Source organism: Haematobacter massiliensis (assembly GCF_000740795.1).
GTDB lineage: Bacteria > Pseudomonadota > Alphaproteobacteria > Rhodobacterales > Rhodobacteraceae > Haematobacter > Haematobacter massiliensis.
The window spans coordinates 16298-42948 of sequence record NZ_JGYG01000018.1 but is presented as its reverse complement, the minus strand read 5'-3'; the positions used below and the strand labels follow the sequence as shown (position 1 = coordinate 42948).

27 protein-coding genes are annotated in these 26651 nt (G+C 65.2%); 16 read left to right on the top strand and 11 right to left on the bottom strand.

Annotated features, from left to right (window positions below):
* Positions 1 to 16: 16 nt before the first annotated feature.
* From CN97_RS17585 to CN97_RS17535, 11 genes are all read left to right on the top strand, one after another.
* Positions 17 to 604, top strand: coding sequence for an acyl-homoserine-lactone synthase (locus CN97_RS17585; protein ID WP_035714236.1), 588 nt, complete (start codon positions 17 to 19; stop codon positions 602 to 604).
* A gap of 109 nt (positions 605 to 713) precedes the next feature.
* The gene (locus tag CN97_RS17580) at positions 714 to 2090 is read left to right on the top strand and encodes a trypsin-like peptidase domain-containing protein (protein ID WP_035714233.1); all 1377 of its coding nucleotides are present in this window, start codon (positions 714 to 716) and stop codon (positions 2088 to 2090) included.
* Positions 2091 to 2094: 4 nt separating this feature from the next.
* Positions 2095 to 3411, top strand: coding sequence for a replication-associated recombination protein A (locus tag CN97_RS17575; protein ID WP_035714319.1), 1317 nt, complete (start codon positions 2095 to 2097; stop codon positions 3409 to 3411).
* Positions 3412 to 3492: 81 nt separating this feature from the next.
* Positions 3493 to 3858, top strand: a complete 366-nt coding sequence (crcB, locus tag CN97_RS17570; protein WP_035714231.1) for a fluoride efflux transporter CrcB — start codon at positions 3493 to 3495, stop codon at positions 3856 to 3858.
* The gene (locus CN97_RS17565) at positions 3855 to 4904 is read left to right on the top strand and encodes an RluA family pseudouridine synthase (RefSeq protein ID WP_035714228.1); all 1050 of its coding nucleotides are present in this window, start codon (positions 3855 to 3857) and stop codon (positions 4902 to 4904) included. The genes crcB and CN97_RS17565 overlap by 4 nt, the downstream gene beginning before the upstream one ends.
* Complete coding sequence (locus CN97_RS17560) at positions 4901 to 5563, top strand: HAD-IA family hydrolase (protein ID WP_035714225.1); 663 nt, start codon at positions 4901 to 4903, stop codon at positions 5561 to 5563. Before CN97_RS17565 ends, CN97_RS17560 begins: the two co-directional genes overlap by 4 nt.
* Positions 5560 to 6276 carry an ATP12 family chaperone protein gene (locus CN97_RS17555; RefSeq protein WP_035714222.1) on the top strand — a complete coding sequence of 239 codons (717 nt, stop codon included), beginning with the start codon at positions 5560 to 5562 and terminating at the stop codon, positions 6274 to 6276. The genes CN97_RS17560 and CN97_RS17555 overlap by 4 nt, the downstream gene beginning before the upstream one ends.
* 208 nt (positions 6277 to 6484) lie before the next feature.
* The gene (locus CN97_RS17550) at positions 6485 to 7501 is read left to right on the top strand and encodes an amino acid ABC transporter substrate-binding protein (RefSeq protein WP_035714220.1); all 1017 of its coding nucleotides are present in this window, start codon (positions 6485 to 6487) and stop codon (positions 7499 to 7501) included.
* Positions 7502 to 7600: 99 nt separating this feature from the next.
* Positions 7601 to 8857, top strand: coding sequence for an amino acid ABC transporter permease (locus CN97_RS17545; protein WP_035714217.1), 1257 nt, complete (start codon positions 7601 to 7603; stop codon positions 8855 to 8857).
* 1 nt (position 8858) lies between these two features.
* Positions 8859 to 10157, top strand: coding sequence for an amino acid ABC transporter permease (locus CN97_RS17540; RefSeq protein WP_035714215.1), 1299 nt, complete (start codon positions 8859 to 8861; stop codon positions 10155 to 10157).
* Between the two features lie 9 nt (positions 10158 to 10166).
* Positions 10167 to 10934 (top strand): amino acid ABC transporter ATP-binding protein, encoded by a 768-nt coding sequence (locus CN97_RS17535; protein WP_035714213.1) that lies wholly within the window; start codon positions 10167 to 10169, stop codon positions 10932 to 10934.
* Between the two features lie 6 nt (positions 10935 to 10940).
* Here the strand turns inward: CN97_RS17535 and CN97_RS17530 are convergent, their stop codons facing one another.
* The 7 genes from CN97_RS17530 to CN97_RS17500 all read right to left on the bottom strand — a co-directional run bounded on the left by CN97_RS17530 (position 10941) and on the right by CN97_RS17500 (position 17380).
* Positions 10941 to 11447, bottom strand: coding sequence for a SixA phosphatase family protein (locus tag CN97_RS17530; protein ID WP_035714210.1), 507 nt, complete (start codon positions 11445 to 11447; stop codon positions 10941 to 10943).
* Entirely contained in the window at positions 11444 to 12130 is a 687-nt protein-coding gene (locus CN97_RS17525) for a ferredoxin (RefSeq protein WP_088217414.1), read from the bottom strand. The genes CN97_RS17530 and CN97_RS17525 overlap by 4 nt, the downstream gene beginning before the upstream one ends.
* Positions 12127 to 13005, bottom strand: coding sequence for an acetylglutamate kinase (argB, locus tag CN97_RS17520; RefSeq protein WP_035714314.1), 879 nt, complete (start codon positions 13003 to 13005; stop codon positions 12127 to 12129). Before argB ends, CN97_RS17525 begins: the two co-directional genes overlap by 4 nt.
* Positions 13006 to 13088: 83 nt before the next feature.
* On the bottom strand, positions 13089 to 13742 hold the full coding sequence (yihA, locus tag CN97_RS17515; protein ID WP_035714208.1) for a ribosome biogenesis GTP-binding protein YihA/YsxC: 654 nt from the start codon (positions 13740 to 13742) through the stop codon (positions 13089 to 13091).
* Positions 13743 to 13766: 24 nt separating this feature from the next.
* Positions 13767 to 14513: an MOSC domain-containing protein gene (locus tag CN97_RS17510; protein ID WP_035714205.1), complete on the bottom strand. Its 747-nt coding sequence runs from the start codon at positions 14511 to 14513 to the stop codon at positions 13767 to 13769.
* A gap of 9 nt (positions 14514 to 14522) precedes the next feature.
* Complete coding sequence (yidC, locus tag CN97_RS17505; protein ID WP_035714203.1) at positions 14523 to 16373, bottom strand: membrane protein insertase YidC; 1851 nt, start codon at positions 16371 to 16373, stop codon at positions 14523 to 14525.
* A gap of 98 nt (positions 16374 to 16471) precedes the next feature.
* Positions 16472 to 17380: an MBL fold metallo-hydrolase gene (locus tag CN97_RS17500; protein ID WP_035714202.1), complete on the bottom strand. Its 909-nt coding sequence runs from the start codon at positions 17378 to 17380 to the stop codon at positions 16472 to 16474.
* A gap of 56 nt (positions 17381 to 17436) precedes the next feature.
* Here CN97_RS17500 and CN97_RS17495 point away from each other — a divergent pair, with 56 nt between their 5' ends.
* From CN97_RS17495 to CN97_RS20810, 4 genes are all read left to right on the top strand, one after another.
* Positions 17437 to 18765 carry an ATP-binding protein gene (locus CN97_RS17495; protein WP_035714201.1) on the top strand — a complete coding sequence of 443 codons (1329 nt, stop codon included), beginning with the start codon at positions 17437 to 17439 and terminating at the stop codon, positions 18763 to 18765.
* A gap of 66 nt (positions 18766 to 18831) precedes the next feature.
* Positions 18832 to 19071, top strand: coding sequence for a YdcH family protein (locus CN97_RS17490; protein ID WP_035714199.1), 240 nt, complete (start codon positions 18832 to 18834; stop codon positions 19069 to 19071).
* Positions 19072 to 19333: 262 nt separating this feature from the next.
* The gene (locus CN97_RS17485; protein ID WP_035714197.1) at positions 19334 to 19657 is read left to right on the top strand and encodes a 2Fe-2S iron-sulfur cluster-binding protein; all 324 of its coding nucleotides are present in this window, start codon (positions 19334 to 19336) and stop codon (positions 19655 to 19657) included.
* A 124-nt stretch (positions 19658 to 19781) separates the two neighbouring features.
* Entirely contained in the window at positions 19782 to 20015 is a 234-nt protein-coding gene (locus tag CN97_RS20810) for a hypothetical protein (protein WP_131389527.1), read from the top strand.
* 121 nt (positions 20016 to 20136) lie between these two features.
* Here the strand turns inward: CN97_RS20810 and purD are convergent, their stop codons facing one another.
* Positions 20137 to 21399, bottom strand: a complete 1263-nt coding sequence (purD, locus tag CN97_RS17480; protein ID WP_035714195.1) for a phosphoribosylamine--glycine ligase — start codon at positions 21397 to 21399, stop codon at positions 20137 to 20139.
* A gap of 70 nt (positions 21400 to 21469) precedes the next feature.
* Between purD and xseA the strand changes: the two genes are divergently transcribed.
* Entirely contained in the window at positions 21470 to 23077 is a 1608-nt protein-coding gene (gene xseA / locus CN97_RS17475; RefSeq protein ID WP_035714193.1) for an exodeoxyribonuclease VII large subunit, read from the top strand.
* A 455-nt stretch (positions 23078 to 23532) separates the two neighbouring features.
* Here xseA and rpmG read toward each other — a convergent pair whose 3' ends face one another.
* From rpmG to CN97_RS17460, 3 genes are all read right to left on the bottom strand, one after another.
* The gene (gene rpmG, locus CN97_RS17470) at positions 23533 to 23700 is read right to left on the bottom strand and encodes a 50S ribosomal protein L33 (RefSeq protein WP_011750518.1); all 168 of its coding nucleotides are present in this window, start codon (positions 23698 to 23700) and stop codon (positions 23533 to 23535) included.
* Positions 23701 to 23894: 194 nt separating this feature from the next.
* A complete protein-coding gene (locus CN97_RS17465) occupies positions 23895 to 25475 on the bottom strand; it encodes a DHA2 family efflux MFS transporter permease subunit (protein ID WP_035714190.1) in 1581 nt (526 codons plus the stop codon).
* 4 nt (positions 25476 to 25479) lie between these two features.
* Positions 25480 to 26607 (bottom strand): HlyD family secretion protein, encoded by a 1128-nt coding sequence (locus tag CN97_RS17460; protein ID WP_051911413.1) that lies wholly within the window; start codon positions 26605 to 26607, stop codon positions 25480 to 25482.
* Positions 26608 to 26651 lie beyond the last annotated feature (44 nt).

The window sequence follows — 26651 nt, the reverse complement described above, 5'->3', positions numbered from 1 at the left end:
ACCCACGGAGACGACCATGCAAATCACCACGCTTTCCTTTGAGAACCTGCACAAACACGGCGAACTCTTCGCCAACCTGCTGCGCGCGCGCCACCAGTCCTTCATCGTCCAGAACAAATGGAACCTGCCCGAGGCCATGGGCATGGAGTATGATCAGTACGATACGCCCGCTTCCCGCTGGATCGCCATCCATGACCTGGGACGCGTGGTGGGTGGCATGCGCCTGACCCCGACCACCGCGCAATGCGGTATCTACAGCTACATGATCCGCGACGCGCAACGCGGATTGCTGGGGTCCATCCCGTCTGACCTGCTTTATCATGAAGCCCCGGTGGATCCGCATGTCTGGGAAGTGTCGCGCGGCTTCGTTTGCCACACGGTGCCGATGGCGGCACGGCGCCGGGTTCATGCGCTGATGGTGGCAGGGATGAACCGGGCCGCGCGGGAGCTGGGGGCGACACGGACCATCGGTCTTCTTTCGTCGAGCTGGCCGCGTTGGGCCGCGCGCTGTGCCTTGGATATGGAGGCCGCTGGCCCGGCCAGCATCATCGACGGAGTGGAGAACCAGTGCATCTTCATCAACTTCGCCGGCAAGCTGCATTGAGGAAGGCCAGCACGGGGCGGGAGCGGGCAGCGATCAACCGGCTTTTACGCTGCGTTGAAGCTGCTCCCCCGCTGCTCCATATCAAGCTGCTCAGCCCGGAGGTTGCCCGATGCGCATGATCACTACCTTGTTGGCGCTTTTGCTCGCCGTTCAGCCGCTTGCGGCACAGACCGTGCCGACGAGTCCGGCGGAAATCACGATGAGCTTTACCCCGGTGGTCAAGGCCACGACGCCTTCCGTGGTGAATATCTACACGCAGCGGGTCGTCTCTCAACGGGAGACGCCTTTCGGCATTGATCCGTTCTTTGCCGACATCTTCCGCAACTTCGGGCGGGAGACGCCGCGCGTGCAGAGTTCGTTGGGATCCGGTGTGATTCTTACGGCGGATGGGATCATCGTGTCCAACTTCCACGTCGTGCAGGAGGCCAGTCAGATCCGTGTCGTGCTGACCGATCGACGGGAGTTCGATGCGGAGGTGCTGCTGGCGGATGAGGAGACCGATCTTGCGGTGTTGAGACTAAAGGGCGCGAGCGGCCTTCCCGCCCTCGCGCTCCGCGACTCCGACGAGGTGGAGGTGGGAGAGCTTGTGCTGGCCATCGGCAATCCCTTCGGCGTCGGGCAGACGGTGTCCAGCGGCATTGTCTCCGGGCTCGCCCGATCCAATCTCGGTATCGGCGGGGGGCGCGGCTATTTCATTCAGACCGACGCGGCGATCAACCCCGGTAACTCCGGCGGCGCGCTCGTGGATGTGGCGGGGCGGCTCGTCGGTATAAACACCGCGATTCTCAGCCCCTCCGGCGCATCGAGCGGCATCGGTTTCGCAATTCCCGCCAACCTTGTCCGCGCGGTCGTCACGCAGGCCGAGGCGGGGCGGAGCCGGTTCGAACGTCCATGGGCCGGAATCGCCGGGCAGGCGGTGGATGCGGGTATGGCGGAGAGCTATGGTCAACGCGCGCCGCAGGGCCTCGCCATTCTGGATTTCGCGGACGGAAGCCCGTTCGAAGAAGCGGGGCTGTCGCGGGGAGACGTGATCCTTCAGCTTGATGGCGTGCCGGTCAACACGCCTGCCGAGATGATCTTCCGCATGTCCGTTCAGGGCGTGGGCGCGGAGACGGAGGTCACCTACCTCCATCAGGATCGACAGGAGACGACCCGGGTCCGACTGATCGCGCCCCCCGATACTCCCGCCCGGGATGTGCTCACGCTCACCAGCGGGCCGTTCCAAGGCTATACGGCCGCAAATCTCAACCCCGCAGTGACGAGCGAGATGGCGCTTCCCGATGGACTTTCCGGTGTGGTCATCACCGATGTCGGGCAGCAGACGCTGGGCCTTGGACTGCGCTCCGGCGACATCGTGCGGAGCGTGAACGGCACAGAGATCACGACGACGGCCGATCTCCGCGCTGCCAATGCACAACGGGTGAGCCGTTGGCAGATCGAGTATGAGCGGGAAGGGCGGCGCGCGCTCCTCCGCTTCCGGAGCTGAGGGGATGAGCGACCTGTTCGACACTCCGGAGACGACGGCGGCGGCAAACACGGCCCCGCGCCCCCTGGCGGACCGGCTGCGCCCCCGCGAGATTTCGGAGGTCATCGGGCAGGCGGCGCTGCTGGCGCCGGAAGGGCCGCTCGGCGCGATGCTGGCCTCCGGTAGTCTGTCTTCCCTGATCCTGTGGGGACCGCCCGGCGTCGGAAAGACGACCATCGCGCGGTTGCTGGCGGATGCGACGGAGATGGCTTTCGTTCAGATCAGCGCGATCTTCAGCGGTGTCCCGGAACTGCGCAAGGTGTTCGAGGCCGCGAAGCTCCGCCGCCAGAACGGGCAGGGGACACTGCTGTTCGTCGACGAGATCCACCGTTTCAACAAGGCCCAGCAGGACAGCTTCCTCCCCTATATGGAGGATGGCACGATCCTGCTCGTCGGCGCCACGACGGAGAACCCCTCCTTCGAGCTCAACGCGGCGCTGCTGTCGCGGGCGCAGGTCATGGTGCTGGAGCGGCTGACGCTGGCCGATCTGGAGCGTCTTGCCCAGCGGGCGGAGAAAGAGCTGGACCGCCCGTTGCCGCTCCGCCCGGAGGCGCGGGATGCCCTGCTGGAGATGGCGGATGGCGACGGACGCGCTCTGCTGAACCTCATCGAGCAGGTCATGGCCTGGAAGATCAGGGAACCGCTCGACCCGGGTCAGCTCGGCCAGCGGTTGATGCGGCGGGCGGCGAAATACGACAAGTCGGGTGATGAGCATTATAATCTGATCTCCGCCCTGCACAAATCCGTCCGGGGGTCGGACCCGGATGCCGCGCTCTACTGGTTCGGGCGGATGCTGGAGGGCGGAGAGGATCCGCGCTACCTCGCCCGCCGCATCACCCGCATGGCGGTGGAGGATATCGGCCTTGCCGACCCGCAGGCGCAGACGGTCTGCCTCCATGCGTGGGAAATCTATGAGCGTCTCGGCTCGCCGGAGGGGGAGCTGGCTCTGGCGCAGGCGCTCGTCTATCTCGCCCTCGCGCCGAAATCGAACGCGGGATACATGGCCTACAAGGAGGCCCGCGGCCTGGCCCGCAAGACCGGGTCAGAGCCGCCGCCCAAGCATATCCTGAACGCCCCCACCCGGCTGATGAAGGAGCAGGGCTATGGCGCGGGCTACGCCTATGACCACGATCAGGAAGATGCCTTCTCCGGCCAGAACTACTTCCCCGACGGCGTGCGGCGGCCCGTGCTCTATCAGCCGGTGGAGCGGGGCTACGAACGGGAGTTGAAGAAGCGGCTGGAGTATTTCGCCCGCCTGCGCGAGAAGCGGGGCGAAGGTTGACACCCGGCGAAGGTTGACACCGGTGAAGGTTGACAGGGGCCAAAGGTTGACACGGACTGGCCCACGCGCGAAGGGTCCGCGATGAACTGGACGAGCTTTCTTCAGGTGGCGCTTGGCGGCGCGGCGGGGTCGGTGCTGCGCTATGCGGCGACGTTGGGCATGGCCCGCGTGGTGCCGGGCTTTCCGCTGGGCACGATGCTTGTCAACATTGCCGGATCCTTCGTGATGGGGATGCTGGCGATGTCGATCGCGGCGCATCTGCGGCCCCTGTTGCTGACCGGCCTTCTGGGCGGGTTCACCACCTTCTCGGCCTTCTCGCTGGAGACACTGATGCTCTGGGAGGAGGGCCGGACGCTCTCCGCCGCGGGCTATGTTGCGGGTTCACTCATCCTGTCGCTTCTTGCCGTTCTCGCAGGCGCGACCCTTGCGCGGAGCATGATGTCATGAGCGTGAAACTCTTTACCATTGCCGAGGATGAGGGCGAGCAGCGGCTGGACCGGTGGCTGAAGCGCCATTTCCCCACGCTGACCCAGGGGGCCATCGAGAAGATGGCGCGGACGGGGCAGATACGCGTGGACGGTGGTCGGGTGAAGGCGTCGAGCCGCGTCGCGCCCGGCATGGTCGTCCGCGTACCGCCGATTCCCGAACTCCCGGCTATCGAGCGCCGCGCCCCGGAACCCCGCATCAGCGAAAGCGATGACGAGATGATCCGCCGCGCCGTGCTCTACAAGGACGACCATATCATCGCCATCAACAAGCCGCCGGGTTTGCCCAGTCAGGGAGGCTCCGGCCTCGCCGACCGGCATGTCGATGCCCTGGCGGAGGCGTTGAAGTTTGGTTTGCCGGAGAAGCCGAAGCTCGTGCATCGGCTCGACAAGGACACATCGGGTGTCCTGCTGCTCGCACGGACCAACCGGGCGGTGCGCGATCTGTCGGAAGCCTTCCGCTCCCGTGCGACGCGCAAGATCTACTGGGCGGCGGTGGCGGGCGTTCCTGCGCCGCGCAAGGGCACGATCCGCTACGGGCTGGTCAAGGCCGCCGGTCACGGTGGCCGGGGGGAGGGGGAACGCATGATCGCCATCCATCCGTCCAAGGTGCAGGAGACTGAGGGCGCAAAGCGTGCTACCACCGATTATGCCGTGCTGGAGAGCCTCGGCACCCGCGCATCCTGGGTGGCGCTTGTCCCGATCACCGGGCGGACGCATCAGCTTCGCGCGCATATGGCGGAGATCGGCCATCCCATCGTGGGCGACGGCAAGTATGGCGGGTCGGGGCAGGAGAACCTTGGCGATGGCTGGGGCGCGCAGCTGGGCGGGGATATCAGCCGGAAGCTGCATCTCCATGCCCGTTCGCTGTCTTTCGATCACCCGGTGACGGGCAAGCGCATCACCGTGACCGCGCCTCTCCCCGAGCACATGCAGCGCACCTGGAAGACTTTCCAGTGGGCGGAAGGCGACGTCCCCGCCGACCCGTTTGCGGAGGAGGATGAATGACAGCGCTGCGCCTTGTCGTCTTTGACGTGGATGGCACGCTGGTGGACAGCCAGCAGGCCATCCTTGCCGGAATAGCCGCCGCCATGGCGACAGTCGACCGCCCCATGCCCACACGCGAACAGGCGCTTTCCATCGTCGGTCTGTCGCTTCCGGTCGCGCTGGCACGGCTCGCGCCCGGGGCGGATGTGGCCCGGATGGTCGAGGGCTATCGCGGCGTCTTTCACGGTGACGATGCGCCCGAGGTCTCCCCGCTTTATCCGGGCGCACGCGCGGTGCTGGACGGGCTGGCGGCCGAGGATAGCACACTGCTCGGCATTGCCACGGGCAAGGCGCGGCGGGGGCTGGAGAAGCTGCTCGCGGGACATGGTCTTACCCGGCATTTTCTGACGACGCAGGTCGCGGATGACCATCCCTCGAAGCCCCATCCCGCCATGTTGGAGGCCGCCGTGGCAGAAGCCGGCGTTGCGCCGGCGCAGGCGGTGATGATCGGCGATACGAGCTTTGACATGGAGATGGGACGTGCTTCGGGCGTGCCCACCATCGGTGTCACCTGGGGCTATCACAGCCCTGACCGCCTGCGCGGCGCTGGAGCAGACCTGATCGTGAGCGATTATGCCGAGCTCGCACATGCGTTGGAGCTGAGGGGGATCGCAGCATGAGCGAATGGCGTCCGAGGCGATTCTGGAAGGCGACATCCGTTCTGCCGGAGAGCGAAGGCTACGGTGTCGGGCTGGATGACCGGCCCTTGCGGACACCGGCGCGCCATCCGCTCCGTGTGCGGAGTCGCGCGCTTGCCGAGGCGCTTGCCGCCGAATGGGAGGCGCAACGGGAGCATGTCGCTCCCGAGACGATGCCGCTGACCCGCATGGTCAATTCCGCCATCGACAAGGTGACGGACCAGCGGGATGTCGTGGCGGAGATCGTCGGCGACTATGGGGGAACGGACCTCTTGGCCTATCGCGCCGAGGCACCCGCCGAACTGGTCGCACGGCAGGCGGACCGCTGGGATCCCCTGCTTCTCTGGGCAGAGGAGGCTCTGGCAGCCCCGTTGACCGTGACGGTGGGCGTGATGTTCAGAGCACAGCCGCGGGAGACGCTGGACCGGCTGGAGGCACGCGTGGCGGCGCTCGACCCGTTCGAGCTTACAGCGCTCCATGATCTCGTGGCGCTGAGCGGCTCTCTCATCCTCGGGCTTGCCGTCGCGGATGGACGGCTCACACCGGAGGAGGCGTGGGATCTGTCGCGTCTGGACGAAGACTGGCAGGCCGAGATCTGGGGCAGGGATGAACAGGCGGAGGCACAGTCCGCACGACGGCGCGCCGATTTCCTGGATGCCGCTCGGTTTCTGAGCCTCTACCGTCAGGCTGATTAAGCTTTTCGCACATTTTTTAAGCATTTTAACCGCGAGTTTAATGTCCTCTTGCGGCACATCGTCCGTAAACGACGATCCTATTGACGTTTTCAGGACGTCCCGCGCAAGATTTGCCTGCTGGGCGGCGGTTCTCGCAACGCTGTCGGACACCGGGAGGAACTCCGGGGCCAGCGCTCCGCAAGGAGCTGACCATCAGGAAAGGTAACCTATGAAAACGAAGGTATTTCTCGGCGCGCTGGCAGGGATCGGGCTTGCTGGCGCCGCTTCCGCTGCGACGCTTGACGACGTGAAGTCGCGCGGCGAACTGAACTGCGGGACGAATACCGGCCTCGCGGGCTTTGCCGCCCCGGACGCGAATGGCGTCTGGGAAGGGTTCGACGTGGCGATTTGCCGTGCCGTGGCTGCGGCGGTGCTTGGCGATCCGATGAAGGTGAAGTTCGTGCCGACCACCGGCCAGACCCGCTTCACCGCGCTGGCCTCCGGAGAGATCGACTTGCTGGCGCGGGTGACGACCTGGACCTTCTCGCGCGATGTCGACCTGAAGTTTACCTTCACCGGTATCAACTATTACGATGGTCAGGGCTTTCTCATCCGCAAGGACATGGGTGTGACCTCGGCGAAGGAACTGGGCGGCGCGCGCGTCTGCATCCAGACCGGGACCACGACGGAACTGAACCTCGCCGACTTCTTCAAGACAAGCCAATTGACCTATGAGGCCAAGCCGATCGAGACGCAGGCAGAGGGCCAGCAGGCCTATCTCGCCGGCAACTGCGACGTCTATACGACGGATGCCTCCGGCCTGGCGGCGATGCGGGGAACCTTCCCCGACCCGGAAAACCACATCATCCTGCCCGAGATCATCTCCAAAGAGCCGCTCGGCCCGCTGGTCCGGCAGGGCGACGACCAATGGGCCGACATCGTGCGATGGACGCAGAACGCCCTTGTCGCGGCCGAAGAATACGGTGTGACCTCCGCCAATATCGACGAACTGTCGAAGGCGGCCGGAGATAATCCGGAAATCAACCGGCTGCTGGGCACCGAAGGCAACCTTGGCGCCATGTTCGGACTGGACAACCAATGGGCCTACCGGGCCATCAAGGCCGAAGGAAACTACGGCGAGATTTTCGAGAAGTACCTGGGTGAATCCACGCCGATCGGCCTTGCGCGCGGGCTGAACGCGCAATGGACGCAGGGCGGCCTGCAGTATTCCCCGCCTTTCCGCTGATCTCGGTGGGGGCGCTTCCGGAGCCGGAAGCGCCCCTTTCGATTTAGAGACCACGATGCCGAAGAGCATCGGGCCAAAATCCAGGGAGACAGCCCATATATGGTAACGACCACAGAACAGCCTCCGCGCGAGACGTTTCGTCTGAGCATGCTGCTCTACGACACGCGTTACCGCGCGCTGACGATTCAGATCATCTTTCTCATGGCGTTCATGGCCGGCGCGGCATGGCTCATGCACAACGCGGTCGACAATCTCCGGGCGCTTGGCAAGGATTTCAATTTCGGCTTTCTCAATGTGCGCTCGGGGTATGACATCAACCAGCGGCTGATCGAATATTCCAACGACAGTACCCACGGCCGCGCCCTGCTGGTCGGGCTGCTGAACACGCTCCTGCTGGCCGTCATGGGATGTGTGGCAGCAACGATCATCGGTGTCATCGGCGGTGTACTGCGTCTTTCCAACAACTGGCTCATTTCCCGCCTGGCGGCGTTTTACGTCGAGATTTTCCGCAATGTGCCGCTTCTGATCTGGATCCTCGTGGTCTTCGCGATCTTCAGCGAAAGCATGCCCGCGCCGAATGCCTTCAGGGGCGACAATCCGGCCGCGACCATGAAGCTGTTCGATACCATGGCAATCACCAACCGGGGCGTCTATCTCGCCGGGCCGGTGTTCGACCGCAGCCTTGGCGCCCTTACGCTCGGGCCGTTCACGATAAGCCTCAATTTCCTGGCCGTGCTGGCGGCGCTCGTCCTCGGCTGGTTGATCCACCGCGCGCTTACCCGCAACGCGGAGAAGGTGCAGAACGCGACGGGCCGCAGGCCCATCATCTGGTGGAAAAGCCTGCTGGGTTTCGTCGTGCCCTTCGTCTTCGTGCTCTACGCGCTCGGCTTTCACCTTGATCGGCCGTCGCTGCAGGGGTTCAACTTTCAGGGCGGCATCTACCTGCGCGATTCGCTCATCGCCATGTGGATCGCCCTTTCGCTCTATACCGGCGCCTTCATCACAGAAACGGTGCGCGGCGGTATCCTTGCCGTGCCGCGCGGCCAGTCGGAAGCGGCGGCCGCTCTTGGCCTTCGTCCGTCGCGGACGATGCGGCTCGTGATCCTTCCCCAGGCAATGCGGGTCATTATTCCACCGCTGATCTCGCAGTATCTCAACCTGACCAAGAACACCTCTCTGGCTCTTGCGGTTGGCTACATGGACCTACGGTCGACGCTCGGCGGGATCACTCTCAATCAGACCGGGCGGGAGTTGGAGGCCATGATGCTCATGATGCTCATCTACCTCGTGATCTCTCTGATCATCTCGGGTGCGATGAACCTCTACAACAGCACCGTCAAGCTGAAGGAGCGCTAGGATGAGCGATATTTCCTTCGTCCGCAGGCATATGCTGGAGCCGGAAGACCCCCCCGCGCGGGAGCAGGGCGCGGTGAAATGGCTGCGGGAAAATCTGTTCTCCGGCCCCGTGAACATCATCCTGACGGTGATTGCGCTTTATCTTTGCTACCTGATCATCGCTGCGGTCGGCCCCTGGCTGGCGCGCTCCGTCTGGCATGCGGGCTCGCTGACGGAATGCCGGCAGATCCTCGCCGAACGTTATGGTCCCGATGTCAACGGCGCCTGCTTCGCGGTTATCACCGAACGCTGGAACCAGCTTCTGTTCGGTTTTTACCCGCGACAGTTTTACTGGCGCCCGACACTGGCAATGGTGCTGCTGCTCGTCGCCATCGCGCCGATTCTGTTCAACTGGGCGCCCAGGGCGCTGCTGTACTTCACGCCGCTCTATCCAGCCATCGCCTATTGGCTGCTGTGGGGCGGCACGCTGTGGTATCCGCTTGCCGTGATGGCCGGGCTGGCCCTCATCATACCTGCCTTCAAGCTGGGCGAACGGGTCAGCAAGCTGGTCGGGCTGGTGGCGGCGGTGGTGGTGCCGCTGCTGTGGTGGGGCTTCGTGCAGCAGTGGGTGGTGGCGGGGCTTTCCTCCATTCTGCCGCTTACGCTGACCTATGTGCCTTCGAACAATTTCGGCGGCTTCATGCTCTCCATCATCATCGGCGTGACGGGGATCGCTCTTTCGCTCCCGCTGGGCATCCTGCTCGCGCTCGGGCGGCAATCCGACCTGTTCATCGTCAAGACGATTTGCGTCGGCTTCATCGAATTCATTCGTGGCGTGCCGCTCATCACCCTGCTTTTCACGGCATCGCTTCTGCTGAACTACTTCCTGCCGCCGGGGACAAATTTCGACATCATCCTGCGCGTCGTCATCATGGTGACGCTCTTCGCGGCGGCCTATATGGCGGAGGTGATCCGGGGTGGGCTCGCGGCATTGCCCCGCGGGCAGTATGAGGCTGCCGATTCCCTCGGGCTGGACTATTGGCAGGCTCAGCGGCTCATCATCATGCCGCAGGCCCTGAAGATCTCCATCCCCGGGATCGTCAACACCTTCATCGGATTGTTCAAGGATACGACGCTGGTCGTCTTCATCGGCCTGCTCGACCCGATCGGGCTGTCCAATTCCATTCGGGCCAACCAGAGCTGGAACGGCATCTATTGGGAGCTGTTCATCTTCATCGGCCTTTGCTTCTTCATCTTCTGCTTCGGCATGTCGCGCTACTCCCTCTATCTGGAGCGACGGCTGAAGACGGACCACCGCTAGGAGAGACCCATGTGCGCCACACCCGCGCGGCAGCCCGCGTCCGACATCGCCGTCCAGATCATCAAGATGAACAAGTGGTACGGACAGTTCCACGTCCTGCGCGACATCGACCTGACCGTTGCGAAGGGCGAGAAGATCGTGATTGCCGGCCCTTCGGGCTCCGGCAAATCGACGCTGATCCGCTGCATCAACCGGCTGGAGGAGCATCAGTCCGGCAAGATCATCGTCGATGGCACGGAACTCACCAACGACCTGAAGAACATCGACAAGGTCCGTTCCGAGGTCGGGATGGTGTTCCAGCACTTCAACCTGTTCCTGCATCTCACCATTCTGGAAAACTGCACTCTCGCGCCCATCTGGGTGCGCAAGGTGCCGAAGAAGGAAGCGGAGGAGACGGCGATGCATTTCCTGCGCAAGGTGAAGATCCCCGAGCAGGCGAACAAATATCCCGGCCAGCTTTCGGGCGGTCAGCAGCAGCGGGTTGCCATCGCCCGCTCACTCTGCATGCGGCCGCGGATCATGCTGTTCGACGAGCCGACCTCCGCGCTCGACCCGGAGATGATCAAGGAGGTGCTGGACACCATGATCGAACTGGCGAACGAGGGGATGACCATGCTTTGCGTCACCCATGAGATGGGCTTCGCGCAGGCGGTGGCTGATCGGGTGATCTTCATGGATCAGGGGCAGATCGTGGAGCAGAACAATCCGACGGAGTTCTTCAACAACCCCCAGTCCGAGCGTACCAAGCTGTTCCTCAGCCAGATCCTCGGGCACTGAGCCTCGTTATCGCTCCAGATCGCGGGGCGTGACGAAATCCACGGTGCGACCGCTGCGGGGCGCTATGTCCTTCCAGCGGTCCTCCTCGAAATCCACGATCAGGGTAGCGCCGGTGGGGTAACGCCCGAAGTCGCGATGAACCGGCGGATCCGAAACGATCCGCTGGGCAAATTCGCCGATTCCAGGGTTATGACCGATCAGCGCAACGACGGGCTCCTCCGCCTGACGGAGCAGGGCGAGAATCACCGCAGGCTCTGCATGGTAGAGTTCCGGTACGAAATGCAGCGCCTTGGGTTCTGGGAGATGCTGGGCCATCCGCTCCCAGGTCTGCCGCGTGCGCATCGCCGTGGAGCAAAGAACCTGCTGCGGAAGGTACCCGCGCTCGGCTAGCCACGCTCCGATATCCGTCGCCGCCTGCTGACCGCGGTTGTTCAGCTTGCGGTCAAAATCAGCGGCAGTCGGGTCTCCCCAACTGGATTTGGCATGGCGGGTGAGGATCAGGCGGAGCGTCATGATTGCGGATCATATCCTGCTCGCAGAAAAGCGGAAGGATGGAACTGCGTCATATGATAGGCGGATTGCTCCTCAAGTCTGCCATAACCTTGAGATAGCGGGCAGGCGCGCCGAACGGCGCAACCGCGGGAGAGGTTGTCCGTCCCTTCCGTCGTATCGAGATAGGCGTGGCAGCGATCCAGGTCATAGCCCTCTCCCGTCAACGCGCGCGCAGGACAGGCGGTGAGGCAGGGCCTGCCACAGGCATCACACGGCCGGGGGGAGGGCGGAGAGAGGTCAACAGCCTCCCGAAGTGCCAGCGCGCCACGATAGGATACCATCAGCCCCGCAGTGTCATGCACAAGCAGCGTAACGGGAGAGACGAAGGCCCGCCCGGAGCGTAGCGCCCATCGGGTGAATGGCTTCCATGGCGGCCCGCCAAAGGGGAAATACGCCTTCGCCCGGAGATCGCAGGCCATCCGCCCGATGACACGCCGCGACCAGCGGTCCAGCGGATCGGGGCGACTGTCGTTGAATTCCGGCTCCGCGGTTACATGCGGCCAGAAACCGGGTTCCGCGGGGCCGAGCAGGAGCAATGTGCCGATTCCGTCAGGCAGCCCATCCTCCGGCAGTGGTCGAAAGCCGCCGAAGATCGCGAGCCGATGCCGGGCCGCGATCTCCGCTACCTCGGCCTGGCTCGTCACCGGCGACGCGGCTTGAAGCGCGGCTCGGTCGAACGAATCAGCGTGCCCGCCCCGTGTTCGGTGAACAGTTCCAGAAGGCAGGCATTGGGTTGGCGTCCATCCAGGATGACCGCCGCGCGGACACCGCCTTCGATGGCCTCCAGCGCGGTCTGGGTCTTGGGAATCATGCCCCCCGAGATCACGCCGTCATCCGTCATGCGCTTCACGTCTTCGGGTGAAAGCTGCGTCAGCACGTTGCCGTTTGCATCCTTGACGCCCGATACATCGGTCAGCAGCAGCAGACGATCGGCTTTCAGCGCCGCCGCGATTGCACCGGCTGCCGTGTCACCGTTGACGTTGAAGGTCTCGTTGTCGTCGGTGCCCGTCGCCACGGGAGCCACGACCGGGATGATCCCGGCAGCGAACAGATCCTGCAGCACCTGCACGTTCATCTCCACCGGCCGTCCGACGAACCCCAGTTCCGGATCATCGGCCACGCAGACCATCAGATCGTCATCCTTGCCGGACAGACCCACCGCGCGGCCGCCCTCGTCATTGATGGCCTGAACGATCCGCTTGTTCACAAGGCCGGAGAGAACCATCTCCACGACCTCCACGGTGGCCTTGTCCGTGACCCGCTTGCCCCGCACGAAACGCGATTCGATGCCCAGGCGCTTCAGCAGGTCGTTGATTTGCGGACCGCCGCCATGCACCACGACGGGATTCACGCCCACCTGGCGCATCAGCACGATGTCGCGGGCGAATTCCGCCATCGCCTCATCGTCGCCCATGGCGTTGCCACCGAACTTCACCACCACGATGGCGTCATTGTAGCGCTGGAGGTAGGGCAGCGCTTCCGAGAGCGTCTGCGCGGTTGCAATGGGATCGCGGACCACCTGTTTCCTCACCATTCCTGTCTCCCGTAGGCTTTCAGCCCTGCCTAGTGGTTTCGTGGCAGCGTGCCAAGACTCGCGTCTCGCTACTCCAGCGTCGCGATGATGGCGCGCAGCGTCTCTATCCCCTCACCCTTTTCAGAGGATGTGACGATGATCTCCGGGTAGGCGGCAGGGTGCTTGGCCAGCGCCTTGCGCACCTGCGTCAGCACCTTTTCCCGCTCGGCGGCAAGGATCTTGTCCACCTTTGTCAGCACCACCTGAAAGGTCACGGCGGAGCGGTCGAGCAGCGTCAGGATCTCCTCGTCCACAGCCTTGATGCCGTGGCGCGCGTCGATCAGCACGAACGCGCGGCGCAGGGTGGCGCGGCCCGAGAGATAGGCCTTCAGCAGCGCCTGCCACTTCCTCACCGTGGCGACGGGCGCCTCGGCGAAGCCGTAGCCGGGCAGGTCGACGAGGTAGTGATCCTCTCCCGCCGTGAAGTAGTTGATCTCTTGTGTCCGTCCCGGCGTGTTGGAGGCCCGCGCCAGCGCCTTGCGGCCGGTCAGCGCGTTGATAAGGGAAGACTTCCCTACGTTGGACCGTCCCGCAAAGCACACTTCCAGCCGGTCGGCGGGGGGCAACCCGTCCATCGCGACGACGCCTTTCAGGAAGTCTACCGGTCCGGCGAAAAGCAGGCGCCCGCGTTCGCGCGCGGCGTCTTCCGGCTCCGGGGCAAGGGTAAAGGTCAGGTCGGTCATGGGAAACTCTCGATCAGAATGCGGTCAGGCCAGTTCCACGCGGTCACCCGGGCCGACGGTGCCGCCTTCCAGAACCACGGCGTAGACGCCGAAGTCCTGCACGCCCACCAGTTCACGGAGACCTTTCAGCGTATCGGCATCGACCTTGCCGGTGGCGGGATTGGCAGTGGTCGCCTTGCACCGCCCGATGCGGTCCACGACGCGGAGCCGTGCGGCCCCGATGCGGAGGTCGCGTCCGATCCAGGACACCTCCTCCCAGGCGGGCAGATCGTCCAGCCAGACGTTACCGCGCCAGCGGTGAATGGAAAGATCCGTGCCCATATGGGCCGACAGGGCGGCATTGGAGGCAAGGTTCTTCAGCGACACGGTCGGAAGCTGGCTGTCCGTCATTCCCCGTCCGGCAGACACCAGCGCGACCGGCTGCATCGGGGGCTCCGGGCTGATCGGGCGCACCCAGTCGAGAAACCGCTCCGCCTCCGTCACCGGGTCGAAATCGATAGGGCCAAGGTCGGGATGATCGAGGGCGAGCCGCCCGGTTGCCTCATCGAACCGCGCGGTGATCGCCATCAGCGCCGGCGTGCGTGCGCCACGCTCGAAGTTCACACAAGGCATCCATGCCGGCGCGCCGCTATCGAACTTGGACATCCCGTGGGTCACGGCCCAGTGCCGGTCGAAGGGAAGGCACTCCGCCTCCGAAAGCAGAACGGACGCGAGTTCTTCGCGTCCGTGAGCCTTGATGGGATGGCGGTAGAGGTGGGCGATGGTCGCCATATACCGTTCCTACTTCTTGGCGGGCTTCTTGTCCGCCGGTTTCGCCGACTTGTTCGCGACGGGCGTGGCGGGTTTCTTTCGCCTGAAGCTCGCCTTTATGTTCCCGAACAGGTCCACCCTCGCCCCGTGACTGCGCATGATCGCATATTGCTGGATGAAGGTGATGACGTTGTTGGTGATCCAGTAGAGCACAAGACCGCTCGCGAAGGATCCCAGCATGAACATGAACACCCAGGGCATCCAGGCGAAGATCATCGCCTGCGTCGGATCCGGCGGGGCCGGGTTCAGCTTCTGCTGGAACCACATCGAAATGCCGAGGCAGATCGGCAGGATGCCGAGGAAGATCGTCGCCATCAGCGTGCCGTGCACCGGTGCCGCCCAGGGTAGCAGGCCGAACAGGTTGTAGAGCGACGACGGGTCCGGGGCCGAGAGATCGCGGATCCAGCCGATCCACGGCGCGTGGCGCAATTCGATGGTGACGAAGATCACCTTGTAGAGCGAGAAGAAGATCGGGATTTGCACCAGCACAGGCAGACAGCCCGCCGCCGGGTTCACCTTCTTCTCCTTGTAGAGCGCCATCATCCCCTGCTGGAGCTTCATCCGGTCGTCGCCGACCTGCTCCTTCAGCTTCTCCATCTCCGGCTGAAGCTCCTTCATCCGGGCCATGGAGACGTATGATTTGTAGGCAAGCGGCAGCACCAGCGCCTTCAGAACGAAGGTCAGCGCGATGATCGACCAGCCCATGTTGCCGATGAAGCCGTGCAGCCAGTGCAGCAGCCAGAAGATCGGCTTGGTCAGGAAGAAGAACCAGCCCCAGTCGATCACGTCGACGAAGCGGTCAACGCCCACATCGTTCTGGTAGTGCCGGATGGTTTCCCATTCCTTCGCGCCGGCGAAGAGCATGGTGGAGGAACTGCCGGTCTCGCCTGCCGCGATGGTCAATGTCGGCAGGCGCGCTTCCGTCTGATAGACGTTCGACTGATCCGAATACTTGGCGACGGCGGTGAAGCTCTGTCCCGGCATGGGGACAAGCGTCGTCATCCAGTATTTGTCGGTGAAGCCGATCCAGCCGTTGGAGCCGACGTCGATCGCCTCGGCCCGTGCGCCGCCCTCGCGGTCGGAGCGGGGCAGGTCGGCCATCTTCTTGTACTTGATCTCGGTCAGCTTGCCGTCCGCCATCTGCACGACGCCTTCATGCAGGATGAAGAAGTTCTGCAGATCGGCAGGCAGCCCATGGCGTGCGACGATGCCGTAGGGAGCAAGCCGCACTTCGGCCCCGGTGTTGTTCTCGACCGACTGGGTGACGGTGAACATGTAGTTCTCGTCGATGGCCATCTTCTGATGGAAGACGAGGCCCTGGCCGTTGTCCCAGACAAGCTCCACTGGCGTGCCGACGCCCAGCCTGTCGCCGGAGGCCAGCGTCCAGGGCGTGTTCGGCCCCGGCATCTGCACATAGTCGAGCGTGCCGCCCGGTGCCCAGCCATAGAGTGCGTAATACGCCCCCGGCGCGCCGACAGGGGAGAGGAGCCGCACGAAGGGGCTCGCGTCGTCCAGTGTCTCGCGATAGCCGGTCAGTTCCAGATCGTCGATCCGGCCCCCCACCAGCGAGACGCTGCCCGCGAGGCGAGGCGTCTCGATCGCCAGCCGCGGTGCAGCCTCCGGCGTTGCTTGCGCGGAAGTACCGGGTGCGGCGCCGGGTTCTGCTGTCGGCGGGGGCAGCATCCCCTCCACCTGTTGCGTCACCGCTTCGGGTGTGGTCGGCTGCACCTGATCGGCGGGTGGAAACAGCAGGAACCACACCACGATCACGATGAAGCTCAGGACGGATGCGATGATGAGGTTCTTGTTCTGATCGTCCATCACGGACTTCCACCTGTCGTGCCTTTGGAATCAGGGCCGGTTCAACAGGCCGACCGGGCAAAGGTCAAGCAGATTTCCCCGAATCGTCCCCTGCGTGGTCACTTCCCGGAGAGATGGAAGGTGGTGTCGGGTCGGATCGTGCCATCCGTCCGGGCGACGCCGCGCTCCGCAAGGTCTATCAGGTGGGCGAGGACATTGCGCTCCGCCGCCGGGATGAGCGGCGCGGGCGTGTCGGTATAGATCGCCGCCGCGATGCTGCGGGCCGTGCCGCCGCCCGCCTCCAGCGCCGCGCGGATCTGTCGCTCCCGCATCCGGCGATGATCGCGCAGCGAGCCGATCCGCGCGGCAGCGTCGGTGATCGGTGCGCCATGACCGGGCAGGAACACCGCCTCCGCCTGCGGCATCAGCCGGTCGAGAGAGGCCATGTAGGCCCCCATGTCGCCATCCGGCGGTGAGACGATGGAGGTGGCCCAGCCCATCACCTGATCCCCCGACAGCACGAAGCCGCCCCACAGGAAACTCAGGTGATTGCCGAAATGGCCGGGCGTGTGGAGGGCGCGGAGCGGCTGCCCGCCCACGAGGATCTCCGCCCCGTCGGCCAGTTCCTCATCGGGGGCAAAGGTCGAATCCGCCCCTTCGCCGCCATCCGACATGCCCGCCGCAACCAGCCCTTCCATCAGGCCGCTCCGCCCCGCCGCGCTGTCGCCGAAGGCGGTGACGGGCGCGCCCACTTCCCCTGCCAGACGGGCGGCGAGCGCGGAGTGATCCACATGGCTGTGGGTGACGAGAATCCGTTCGATCCGCTCTCCGGGGCGCAGGGCCTCCAGTATCGCGGAAAGGTGCCGATCGTCATCGGGGCCGGGATCGACCAGCGTCACGCGCCCCTCGCCCAGCAGGTAGGTATTCGTGCCGCGATAGGTCATGGCCGACGGGTTCGGTGCGACGATGCGGCGCAAGCCCACCGCCAGCGTTTCGGGCGCACCCGCCGTCGGATTGAAATCGTCCATCTCTGTCCTCTCCACAGCCTCTGGCCATTCTCCCTGACCCGTCCTAGGGTTCTGGCATGGATTTCGGCTGGTTGAAACGGATGATGCCCCGCGGTCTCTATGGCCGGGCCGCGCTCATCCTGATCGTGCCGGTGGTGACCATTCAGCTCGTCGTCTCCGTCACCTTCATTCAGCGGCATTTCGAGGGGGTCACCCGCCAGATGACCCGCAGCGTGGCGAGCGAGGTGACTTTCGTCGCGGCGATGGTCAACGCCGCTTCCTCGCTGGAGGAGGCGCAGCGCCGTGTGGGCGAGGTGATGGGTCCGCTGGAACTTGGCGTCACGCTGCCCGCGCCCAACGCCCCCCGCACCAACGAGCGTATCTGGATCGATTTCTCAGGCCGTGTCGTGATCGCCACATTCGAGCAGGCTGTGCCGAATATCACCGGCGTTCATCTGCTGGATGAGGAAAAGGCGGTGCGCATCGGGTTGCAGACCCGTTACGGGCCGATGGAGGTGCGGATGACGCGCCTTCGGGTGTCTGCGTCCAACCCGCACCAGCTTCTGGTGCTGATGGTCTCCACCTCCATCCTGATGACGGCGGTGGCCTATCTGTTTCTGCGCAACCAGCTCCGCCCGATCAAGCGCATGTCCGCGGCAGCGGAGGCCTTCGGGAAGGGGCAGACAGTGCGGTTTCGTCCGACAGGGGCCACAGAGGTCCGCTCCGCGGGTCGCGCCTTTCTGGAGATGCGGGACCGGATCGAACGTCAGATCGAGCAGCGGACCCTGATGCTTTCCGGCGTGAGCCACGACCTGCGCACCCCGCTGACCCGGCTGAAACTTGGCCTTTCGCTGGTCGATGACGGCAGCGAGGAGGTGGAGGAATTGCAGCGCGACGTGCGGGACATGGAGGTGATGTTGGACAGCTTCCTTGCCTTCTCGCGCGGAGATGCGCTGGAAGACCCTGTGCCGACCGATCCGGCCGAGCTGCTGGAGCGCGTGGCGGCGGATGCGGAACGCGCGGGCCAGAAGGTCACCATCGGCCATGTGCGCGGGCGCGTGGAACCGGTGCCATTGCGCCCCATGGCGGTGGAACGGGCGCTCCATAACCTCATCGGCAATGCCGTCCGGTATGGCACGCAGGCGGAGCTGTCGCTCGACATCTCCGACCGGGTGGTGTGCTTCACCGTGGAGGATGACGGGCCGGGCATCCCGGAGGAAAGCCGTGGCGCGGCATTGCGCGCGTTCTCCCGGCTCGATTCCTCGCGCAATCAGGACCGGGGGACGGGGGTGGGGCTTGGCCTCGCCATCGCCGCCGATATCGCGCGGAGCCACGGCGGGCGGCTGAAGCTTGGAGAAAGCAGCCGCTTCGGCGGGCTCCGGGCGGAGATCGAGCTGGCCCGCTGATCGCCCCACCTTGCTCTTTGCCCGCAGGCGATTACCTGACAAGCGAACCATCCGAGGAGAGACGTCATGTCCAATACGCCCCACACGCTCGAGGAAGAATTCCCCGACCGGATCGAAGCCATTCATGCGCGAAAGGCGAAGGACGCGGTCTTTGCCCTCCTGCTGAAACAGTATGACGAGGTGAATGACGCAGTTCATCTCGCGGAAACCCGCATCACCCCGATGAGCGAGGACGCGGAGGAGGAACTCCGCCGCAAAAGGCTCGCCATCAAGGATGAGATCGTCCGGTCGCTCGCACAGGAGTGACGGGCGGGACATGCGGTCGCCCCGCCGAAGCGGCGGCCGCAACCCCGGGCGTAGGTCCGTTCTGCGGTGCAGACCCTTCCGGGCAGGGTTCCGGCTATCGGCAGGGTATCTCCGGTCGTCCGGGAACCGCCCTCCGGTGCCCTGTCCCGCGCGAGCGGTCTGCCCGGGTACGGCCGGGCCGGGGGCTGGTGCAACCGTCCGGCCTGTCCTATGTCGGGTATCTCCCCCCTTGGGCTGCGGCCCGGACTTCAGGCAGGACGCGATGGCGAAGATCACCTATATCGAAGCGAATGGCACCGAACATGTCGTGGACGTGCCGAACGGCCTTACCGTCATGGAAGGCGCGCGGGACAATGACATTCCGGGGATCGAGGCCGATTGCGGCGGCGCCTGCGCCTGTTCTACCTGCCACGTCTATGTCGCGCCCGATTGGGTGGATCGCCTGCCCGCCAAGGATGCGATGGAGGAGGACATGCTGGACTTCGCCTGGCAACCCGATCCCGTCCGTTCGCGCCTGACTTGCCAGATCAAGGTCACAGAGGCGCTGGACGGCCTCGTCGTCCAGATGCCCGAGAAGCAGATCTGACTACCTCGCCTCGGCTCCTCTGGTCATGAGCAAGCGATGCGGTTGCACGGCGTTCGCTTGCGGTAGCCTCTGAGCGGTTCGCTGCCCTATGCCCATTCGGCGCTTTCACGGAGCGGATGTCGGGATGACGCATGAGCGGCTCTCTCCCTACGCCCGTCGCCGATCATGTCTCGGGCTGGGGCGGGTCATCGCCCGTTGCCCTGCAGCGGAAGGGGGAGCAGCCTCCTGCAATCCGGGTGACGGCACGGATTTCTCCGTGCCGATGCCGGGCCTGAAGCGGCTCGCGGGCAGGCTGTATCTTCGCGTTCGTGCTTGGCTGGACGTCCGCGCCGGGGGCAATGCCTGGCGGCGGCCATGACAGCGGGCCGGGGCCGTCGCTAGACGTCCGCGCCCGGGGCAGTGCCGGATGCTTGATGGAGGGCGGGTCATTCACCCACGAGGGGGATGGCGCTCTCCGCCCGCTGGCAACGCCGGCTGTATCAGAGGGCGCGCCAGCCGATGTCATGGCGGCAGAATCCCTCCGGCCAGTCCACCCGCTCGACCATCGCATAGGCCCGCTCCCGCGCTTCTGCCAGTGTCGCGCCCCGCGCGGTAAGGTTGAGCACCCGCCCGCCATTGGCAAGGATGCGCCCTTCCCGCTCCACCGTCCCCGCATGAAAGCACATGCGCGAACTGTCGGAGGGCAGCGCGTCCAGCCCGCGGATCTCCGTGCCCTTCACGTAATCGCCCGGATAGCCATCCGCAGCCATCACGACGGTCAGGGCATGGTCATCGGCCCAACTCACCGTCATTTCCGCGAGACGACCCTCCGCAGCGGCGTGGAGCAGGTCGAGCGCCTGCGCCCCGAGCCGCATCATCAGCACCTGACATTCAGGGTCACCGAACCGAACATTGTACTCCACAAGCCGCGCCCGGCCGTCCTTGATCATCAGCCCGGCATAGAGGATGCCCTGAAACGGCGTGCCGCGCCGCGACATCTCCGCCATGGTGGGCTTCACGATCTCGTCGAGGGCCTGCCGCTGGATCGCCTCGCTGAGCACGGGGGCAGGAGAGTAGGCGCCCATGCCGCCGGTATTCGGGCCGGTATCGCCATCGCCGACGCGCTTGTGATCCTGCGCGGTGCCGACGGGAAGCACCGTTTCCCCGTCGCAAAGGATGAAGAAGGAGGCTTCCTCCCCCTCCATGAACTCTTCGATGACGACCTCCGCGCCGGCCTCACCGAACTGCCCGCCGAACATGTCTTCGATGGCCTCCTCGGCCTCCGCCAGCGTCATGGCGACGACCACGCCCTTGCCGGCCGCCAGACCATCCGCCTTCACCACGATGGGCGCGCCGGTCTGCCGCACATATGCAAGGGCCGCCTCCCGCCCGGTAAAGCGGGCATAGCCTGCGGTGGGCGCATGGGCCGCGTCGCAGACTTCCTTGGTGAACGCCTTGGAGGCCTCCAGCCGTGCGGCGGCGGCGGAGGGGCCGAAGGTCAGAAATCCGGCGGCGCTCAGGGCATCGGCGATCCCGGCAGCCAGGGGGGCCTCCGGACCGATCACCACGAAGTCGATGGCATTCGACTCGCAGAATTCGAGCACGTCGGCCGCGTCGAGAATGTCGAGCGCCGCCGTTTCCGCCAGCTCCGCGATGCCCGCATTGCCCGGCGCCACGATGAGCCGGTCGCATTTCGGGTTCTGCTTGATCGCCCAGGCCAGCGCATGTTCGCGCCCGCCGCCGCCCAGTATCAGGATGTTCATGTCTCGGCCCGTTCCGTTCGGTTGGCGGGCGTTCTAAGATGGCCGGGCCCCTTGAGCAAGCGAGTGTGATGTGTCCGACCTGTTTGAAGATCCCGAACCCCAGGGCGATAACCGCCGGAATGAGCCGGAATTCACCGTCTCCGAGCTGTCGGGGGCGGTCAAACGCTCCATCGAGGGCGGGTTCTCCCACGTCCGCGTGCGGGGAGAGGTGGGACGTGTCGTGGTGGCGCGCACGGGCCATGTCTATTTCGATCTGAAGGACGACAAGGCCACGCTGGCTTCCGTCTGCTGGAAGGGTACGGCCTCCCGCCTGACCGTGATGCCGGAGGAGGGGATGGAAGTGGTGGCCACGGGGCGGCTCACCACTTTCGCCCAGCAGTCGAAATACCAGATGGTGGTGGAGGACGTGGCGCCTGCCGGTGTCGGGGCGCTCATGGCGATGCTGGAGAAGCGCCGCGCGCAATTGCAGGCCGAAGGGTTGTTCGACCCCGCGCGCAAGAAGCAGATCCCGTTTCTGCCGGAGGTGATCGGCGTGGTGACATCGCTTCAGGGGGCGGTGATCCGGGATATTCTCCATCGTCTGCGCGACCGTTTCCCGAGGCGCGTGCTGATCTGGCCGGTCGCCGTGCAGGGCAAGGACTGTGCGCCGCAGGTTTCCGCCGCGATCCGCGGGTTCAACGCGCTGCCCGTTGATGGCCCGATCCCCCGGCCCGATCTGCTGATCGTCGCGCGCGGGGGTGGCTCGATCGAGGACCTGTGGGGCTTCAACGAGGAGGAAGTGGTGCGTGCTGCCGCCGGCTCCCGCATTCCGCTGATCTCAGCCGTTGGGCATGAGACGGACACGACGCTGATCGATTTCGCCTCTGACCGCAGGGCGCCGACGCCAACCGCCGCCGCGGAGATGGCGGTTCCGGTGCGGCTGGACCTGCTTGCGGCGGTGGAAGGGCAGGGCGCGCGGCTCATGCGGGCGGCGGGGCAGGGGGTAGCCCTGCGCGGCCAGCGGCTTCGCGATCTCTCGCGCGCGCTGCCCCGGCCTGAGGCGCTGCTGGCCGGCCCATCGCAGCGGCTGGACCTGTGGAGCCACCGGCTTCCCGCGGCGCTCCGCGCGCTAGCCGCCCGGCGCCGGGCGGGGTTCGAGCGGGCGGGCGTCCGGCTGCAACCGGCGCTGCTGTCGCGATTCCTCATTCACGAACGGCGGATGGCGGAGGACAGGGCGGCTCGCCTGCCGGGCCTTTTGGGGCAGGGGCTGGTGCGGCGACGGGAAAGCCTTGGGCGGCTATCGCTGGCTCTGGAGGCCGGGTTTCGCCGCAGCCTTGCCGACAACGCCCGTGCGACCACGCGGGGGCGGGAGCGGCTGGCGGTACTGTCTACCCGGCTCGATACCGGCGTCCTGCAGCGGCTGGAAGGGGTGCGGGTCCGGCTGGAAGCGCTTGAGCGGCTCCGCCAGACGCTCGGTTACCGGGAGACGCTCCGTCGCGGCTATGTCGTCGTCCGGGCGGAGGGGCAGGTCGTCACCTCCCTCATGGCGGCGGAACCGGCCCCTGTGCTGGAGCTGGAGTTCCATGATGGCAAGCTCCTCGTCGGCCCTGCGCTGCCGGCTCCTCCGAAACGACGCAAGAAGGCCCCGCCCGCTGCAGACGGGCCGGAGGGGGAGGACGGTCAGGGCACGCTGCTCTGAGCGGACAGGATTGCGCCTCAGAACTCCCGGACGCCCGCTGCTCGGTTGGTATTGGCTGAGGTGGAGCAATTGATCGCCGTGCCCCGTTCGAGAGGCGCGGGCCCGGTTCGTGACTGAGAGAAGCACTGCTGCGCGGCTGATCCCTTCCGCGCGGCAGAAAGCCGGCAGATCGGCTCTGAGCAGGCCGACGGGGAACTTTCATTCCTGCCTTGAGCAGCCCTGCCCATGTCACGTCGTGCCCAAAGCCGTGCAGCAGCGTTCCTCAAGGGGGCTGAGGCGGGTGTGGCGCCGCTGCGGGACAGATGGCAGTCGCCTGCCGACCTCCTGCCCCGCTCCCTCCGGCGGAGAAGGGTCGCGAGGGCAGGGGCCTGTATGGCGCCAGATTTGCCGGAGAGGCGAAAACGAAAAAACCGCGCCTCACGGCACGGTTCTTGCGTCTTCCGAAGGAGGCAGGATTACTTGATCTTGCCTTCTTTGTATTCCACGTGCTTGCGCACGACGGGGTCGTACTTGTTGACCGTCATCTTTTCGGTCATCGTGCGGGCGTTCTTCTTGGTGACATAGAAATGCCCGGTGCCCGCCGTCGAGTTCAGACGGATCTTGATCGTCGTCGGCTTCGCCATTGGTGTTCTCCTGCAGTCGGACGGTGCGCCCGTCCGCGAAATTCTTTGGAGCCTGCCTTTTACGCATGGCTCGACCGGAGTCAACCGCTTTTGATAGGTTTCGGCCTCTAGGAGTGGTACTCAATGGGCTCATGGTTTGCATTGTATCGCGATTCACTTCAGCGGACAGCGGAATGGTCGATTGAGTCCGCGCTCTAGTGGCCACCCACCCCTTCAGCGGCCGCTTGCGGACGCTGAACCAGTGGCACGAGCAGCAGGGTCACGCTGAACATGACTGCCAGCATGAGGAAGACATCAGCGAAGGCCATCACCGTCGCCTGTTGCCGCACCATCCCCGCGATTCGGGCCAGCGCGGCTCCGTCGGCCGCCGGGCCGAGGCTGCTGGAGAGACCGGCCGCGATATCCGCCAACCGCTCCTCCGCCGCGACGCTACCCCAGCGGACCTGCTCTGCAAGACGCTGGTAGTGCAGGTCGGTACGACTTTGAAGCACGGTGTTGATGGTCGCGAGCCCCACCGCACCCCCAAGGTTTCGGGTGAGATTGAACAGGCCGGAGGCGTTCTTAACCCGATCAGGCGGCAGCGTGCCGAGCGCGATGGTGTTGATGGGAATCATGCAGAGCATGAGCGCAACGCCCCTGAAGGCCTGCGGCCAGAACAGTTCGCCAAATGCCCAATCCGCGGTAAGCGGGGTAACCATGTAAGTCGAGGCCGCGAAACCCGCGAGGCCAAGGCCGATGAGCTTGCGCGGATCCACCCGCCGCACCAGATTGCCGACGATCGGCGCGGTGCAGAACATGGCCGCCCCTGTGACGAAGACCGTCTCGCCGATCTGAAGGGAGGTATAGTTGCGTATCCGCGCGAGATAGAGCGGGTAGAGATAGGTCAGCCCGTAAAGCCCGATCCCAAGAACGAATGTCAGGAGCGATCCGACCGCGAAGTTCCTGTCGCGATAGGTGGAAAGGTCCACGATCGGCGTTCGCGCGGTGAACGTCCGCCAGAAGAAGGCAACCGCGCCGCCCGCGGCCAGCGCGGCCATCAACACGATGGCCTCGTCTGCGAACCAGTCGTTGGTCTGCCCTTCCTCCAGCACATATTGCAGCGAGCCGAGGAACACGGTCATCGTGGCGAGGCCGAGGAAATCGAAACGCCGGAGCAGGGCGTAATCGGGTTCGTCGAAGTCCACGAGAAACCAGGCCAGCAGCGTCGCCGCGATCCCCGGCGGTACGTTGATCAGAAACAGCCAGTGCCAAGACAGAAGTTCCGTCAGATAGCCGCCGATGGTCGGCCCGATGGTGGGGGCGAGTGTCACCGTCAGCCCGACCACCGCCATGACCGGTCCCTGAAGGCGCTTGGGGAAGATGATATAGGAGGCCGCGAAGGCAGTGGGGATCATGCCGCCACCGATGAAGCCCTGAAGCGCCCGATAGACGATCATCTGGTTCAGGCTTGTGGCAGAGGCACAGAGCGCAGAGGCCAGCGTGAATCCCGCAGCCGAAATGGTGAACAGGACCCGCGTGGACAGCGCCCGCGACAGGAAGCCCGAGAGCGGGATCATCACCACTTCGGCGATGAGATAGCTCGTCTGCACCCACGACACTTCGTTCGGGGCGGCGGACAGGCCCGCCTGGATCTGGCTGAGGGAGGAGGAGACGATCTGGATGTCCATGATCGCCATGAACATCCCGAAAACCAGCGCGGCGAAGGCGATGAAGCGGCGCGTTGTGACCACCGGCTCCGGGCGGGAGGCGGGGGATGCGAGAGCGGTGTCGGCCATGGCCTCAGTCCTGACGGGAGGGCGTCGTGCGCGTATCCGCCGTCACCACCACCGACATGCCGGGAAGCAGCCATCCGGCCGTGGCCACATCCTCGGGCACATGTATGCGGACGGGCAGACGCTGAACCACCTTGGTGAAGTTGCCCGTGGCGTTTTCCGGCGGGAGCATGCTGAAAACCGCGCCGGAGGCAGGGGAGATGCCGATCACCGTCGCATCGAAGCTGCGGTCGGGATAGGCATCCACTTCCACCCGGACATGGGTGCCGGGCAGCAGTCTTTCGATCTGCGTTTCCTTGAAATTGGCCTCTATATAGCTGTCCTTGAGCGGCACGACGGCCATCAGCCGTTTGCCCGGCGTGACGTAATCGCCGATGGCGACCGACAGGTTGCCCACGACACCATCGGCCGGTGCCCGGAGCACCGTTTCGTCGAGCACCCGGGCGGCCCGATCGCGCTGGGCGGTCAGGCCCGGAACCATCGCCTCCGCCTCCGCCTTCTGGGCGGAAACCACGCGGGCATTGGCCTCCGCGGCGGTGACGCCCGCACGGGCTTCGGCCAGTGATGCCTCCGCCGTCGCTGCAGCGGCCCGTGCTGATTCGAGGCGCTGGGCACTGGCCGCATCGGTCTGGGCGAGACGGGTATAGCGGGTGAGATCCGCCGCAGCCTGCACGGAGATGGCTTGTGCCGCAGTGACCTGTGCCTCGGCTTGCGTAATGCTGGTCGCGGCGGCTGCCTGCTGACTCTGGATTCGCTGGATGGAGGCTTCCTGGACGGCAAGCTGCGCCTCCGCCTGGGCCAGGGCGTCACGCGCGTCACCATCCTCCAGCGTCACAAGCGTATCGCCCGCATGGACCGCCTGATTGGCGACGGCAGGAACGGTGGCGACATAGCCCGCCGTCTTGGGGGCGAGGATGGCGAAGTCGACACGGACATAGGCATCGTCGGTGGACACCTCGAACCGCCCGATCGTCCAGTAGTGCCACCCATATGCCAGCAGCCCGATGAGCGCGACCAGGGCGAGACCGATCAGGATGAACCGCTTGCGGCCGGGCGGGGCCTTCTGCGCGGCAGGCGGGGCGGCGTCGGTCCGCGGCAGAGCGGCGTCTGAAGGTTGGAGCGAATCTCGGGGCATGTGAGGCTCGTTGGCGGGAGGATGCGACGAATTGACCGAACCGT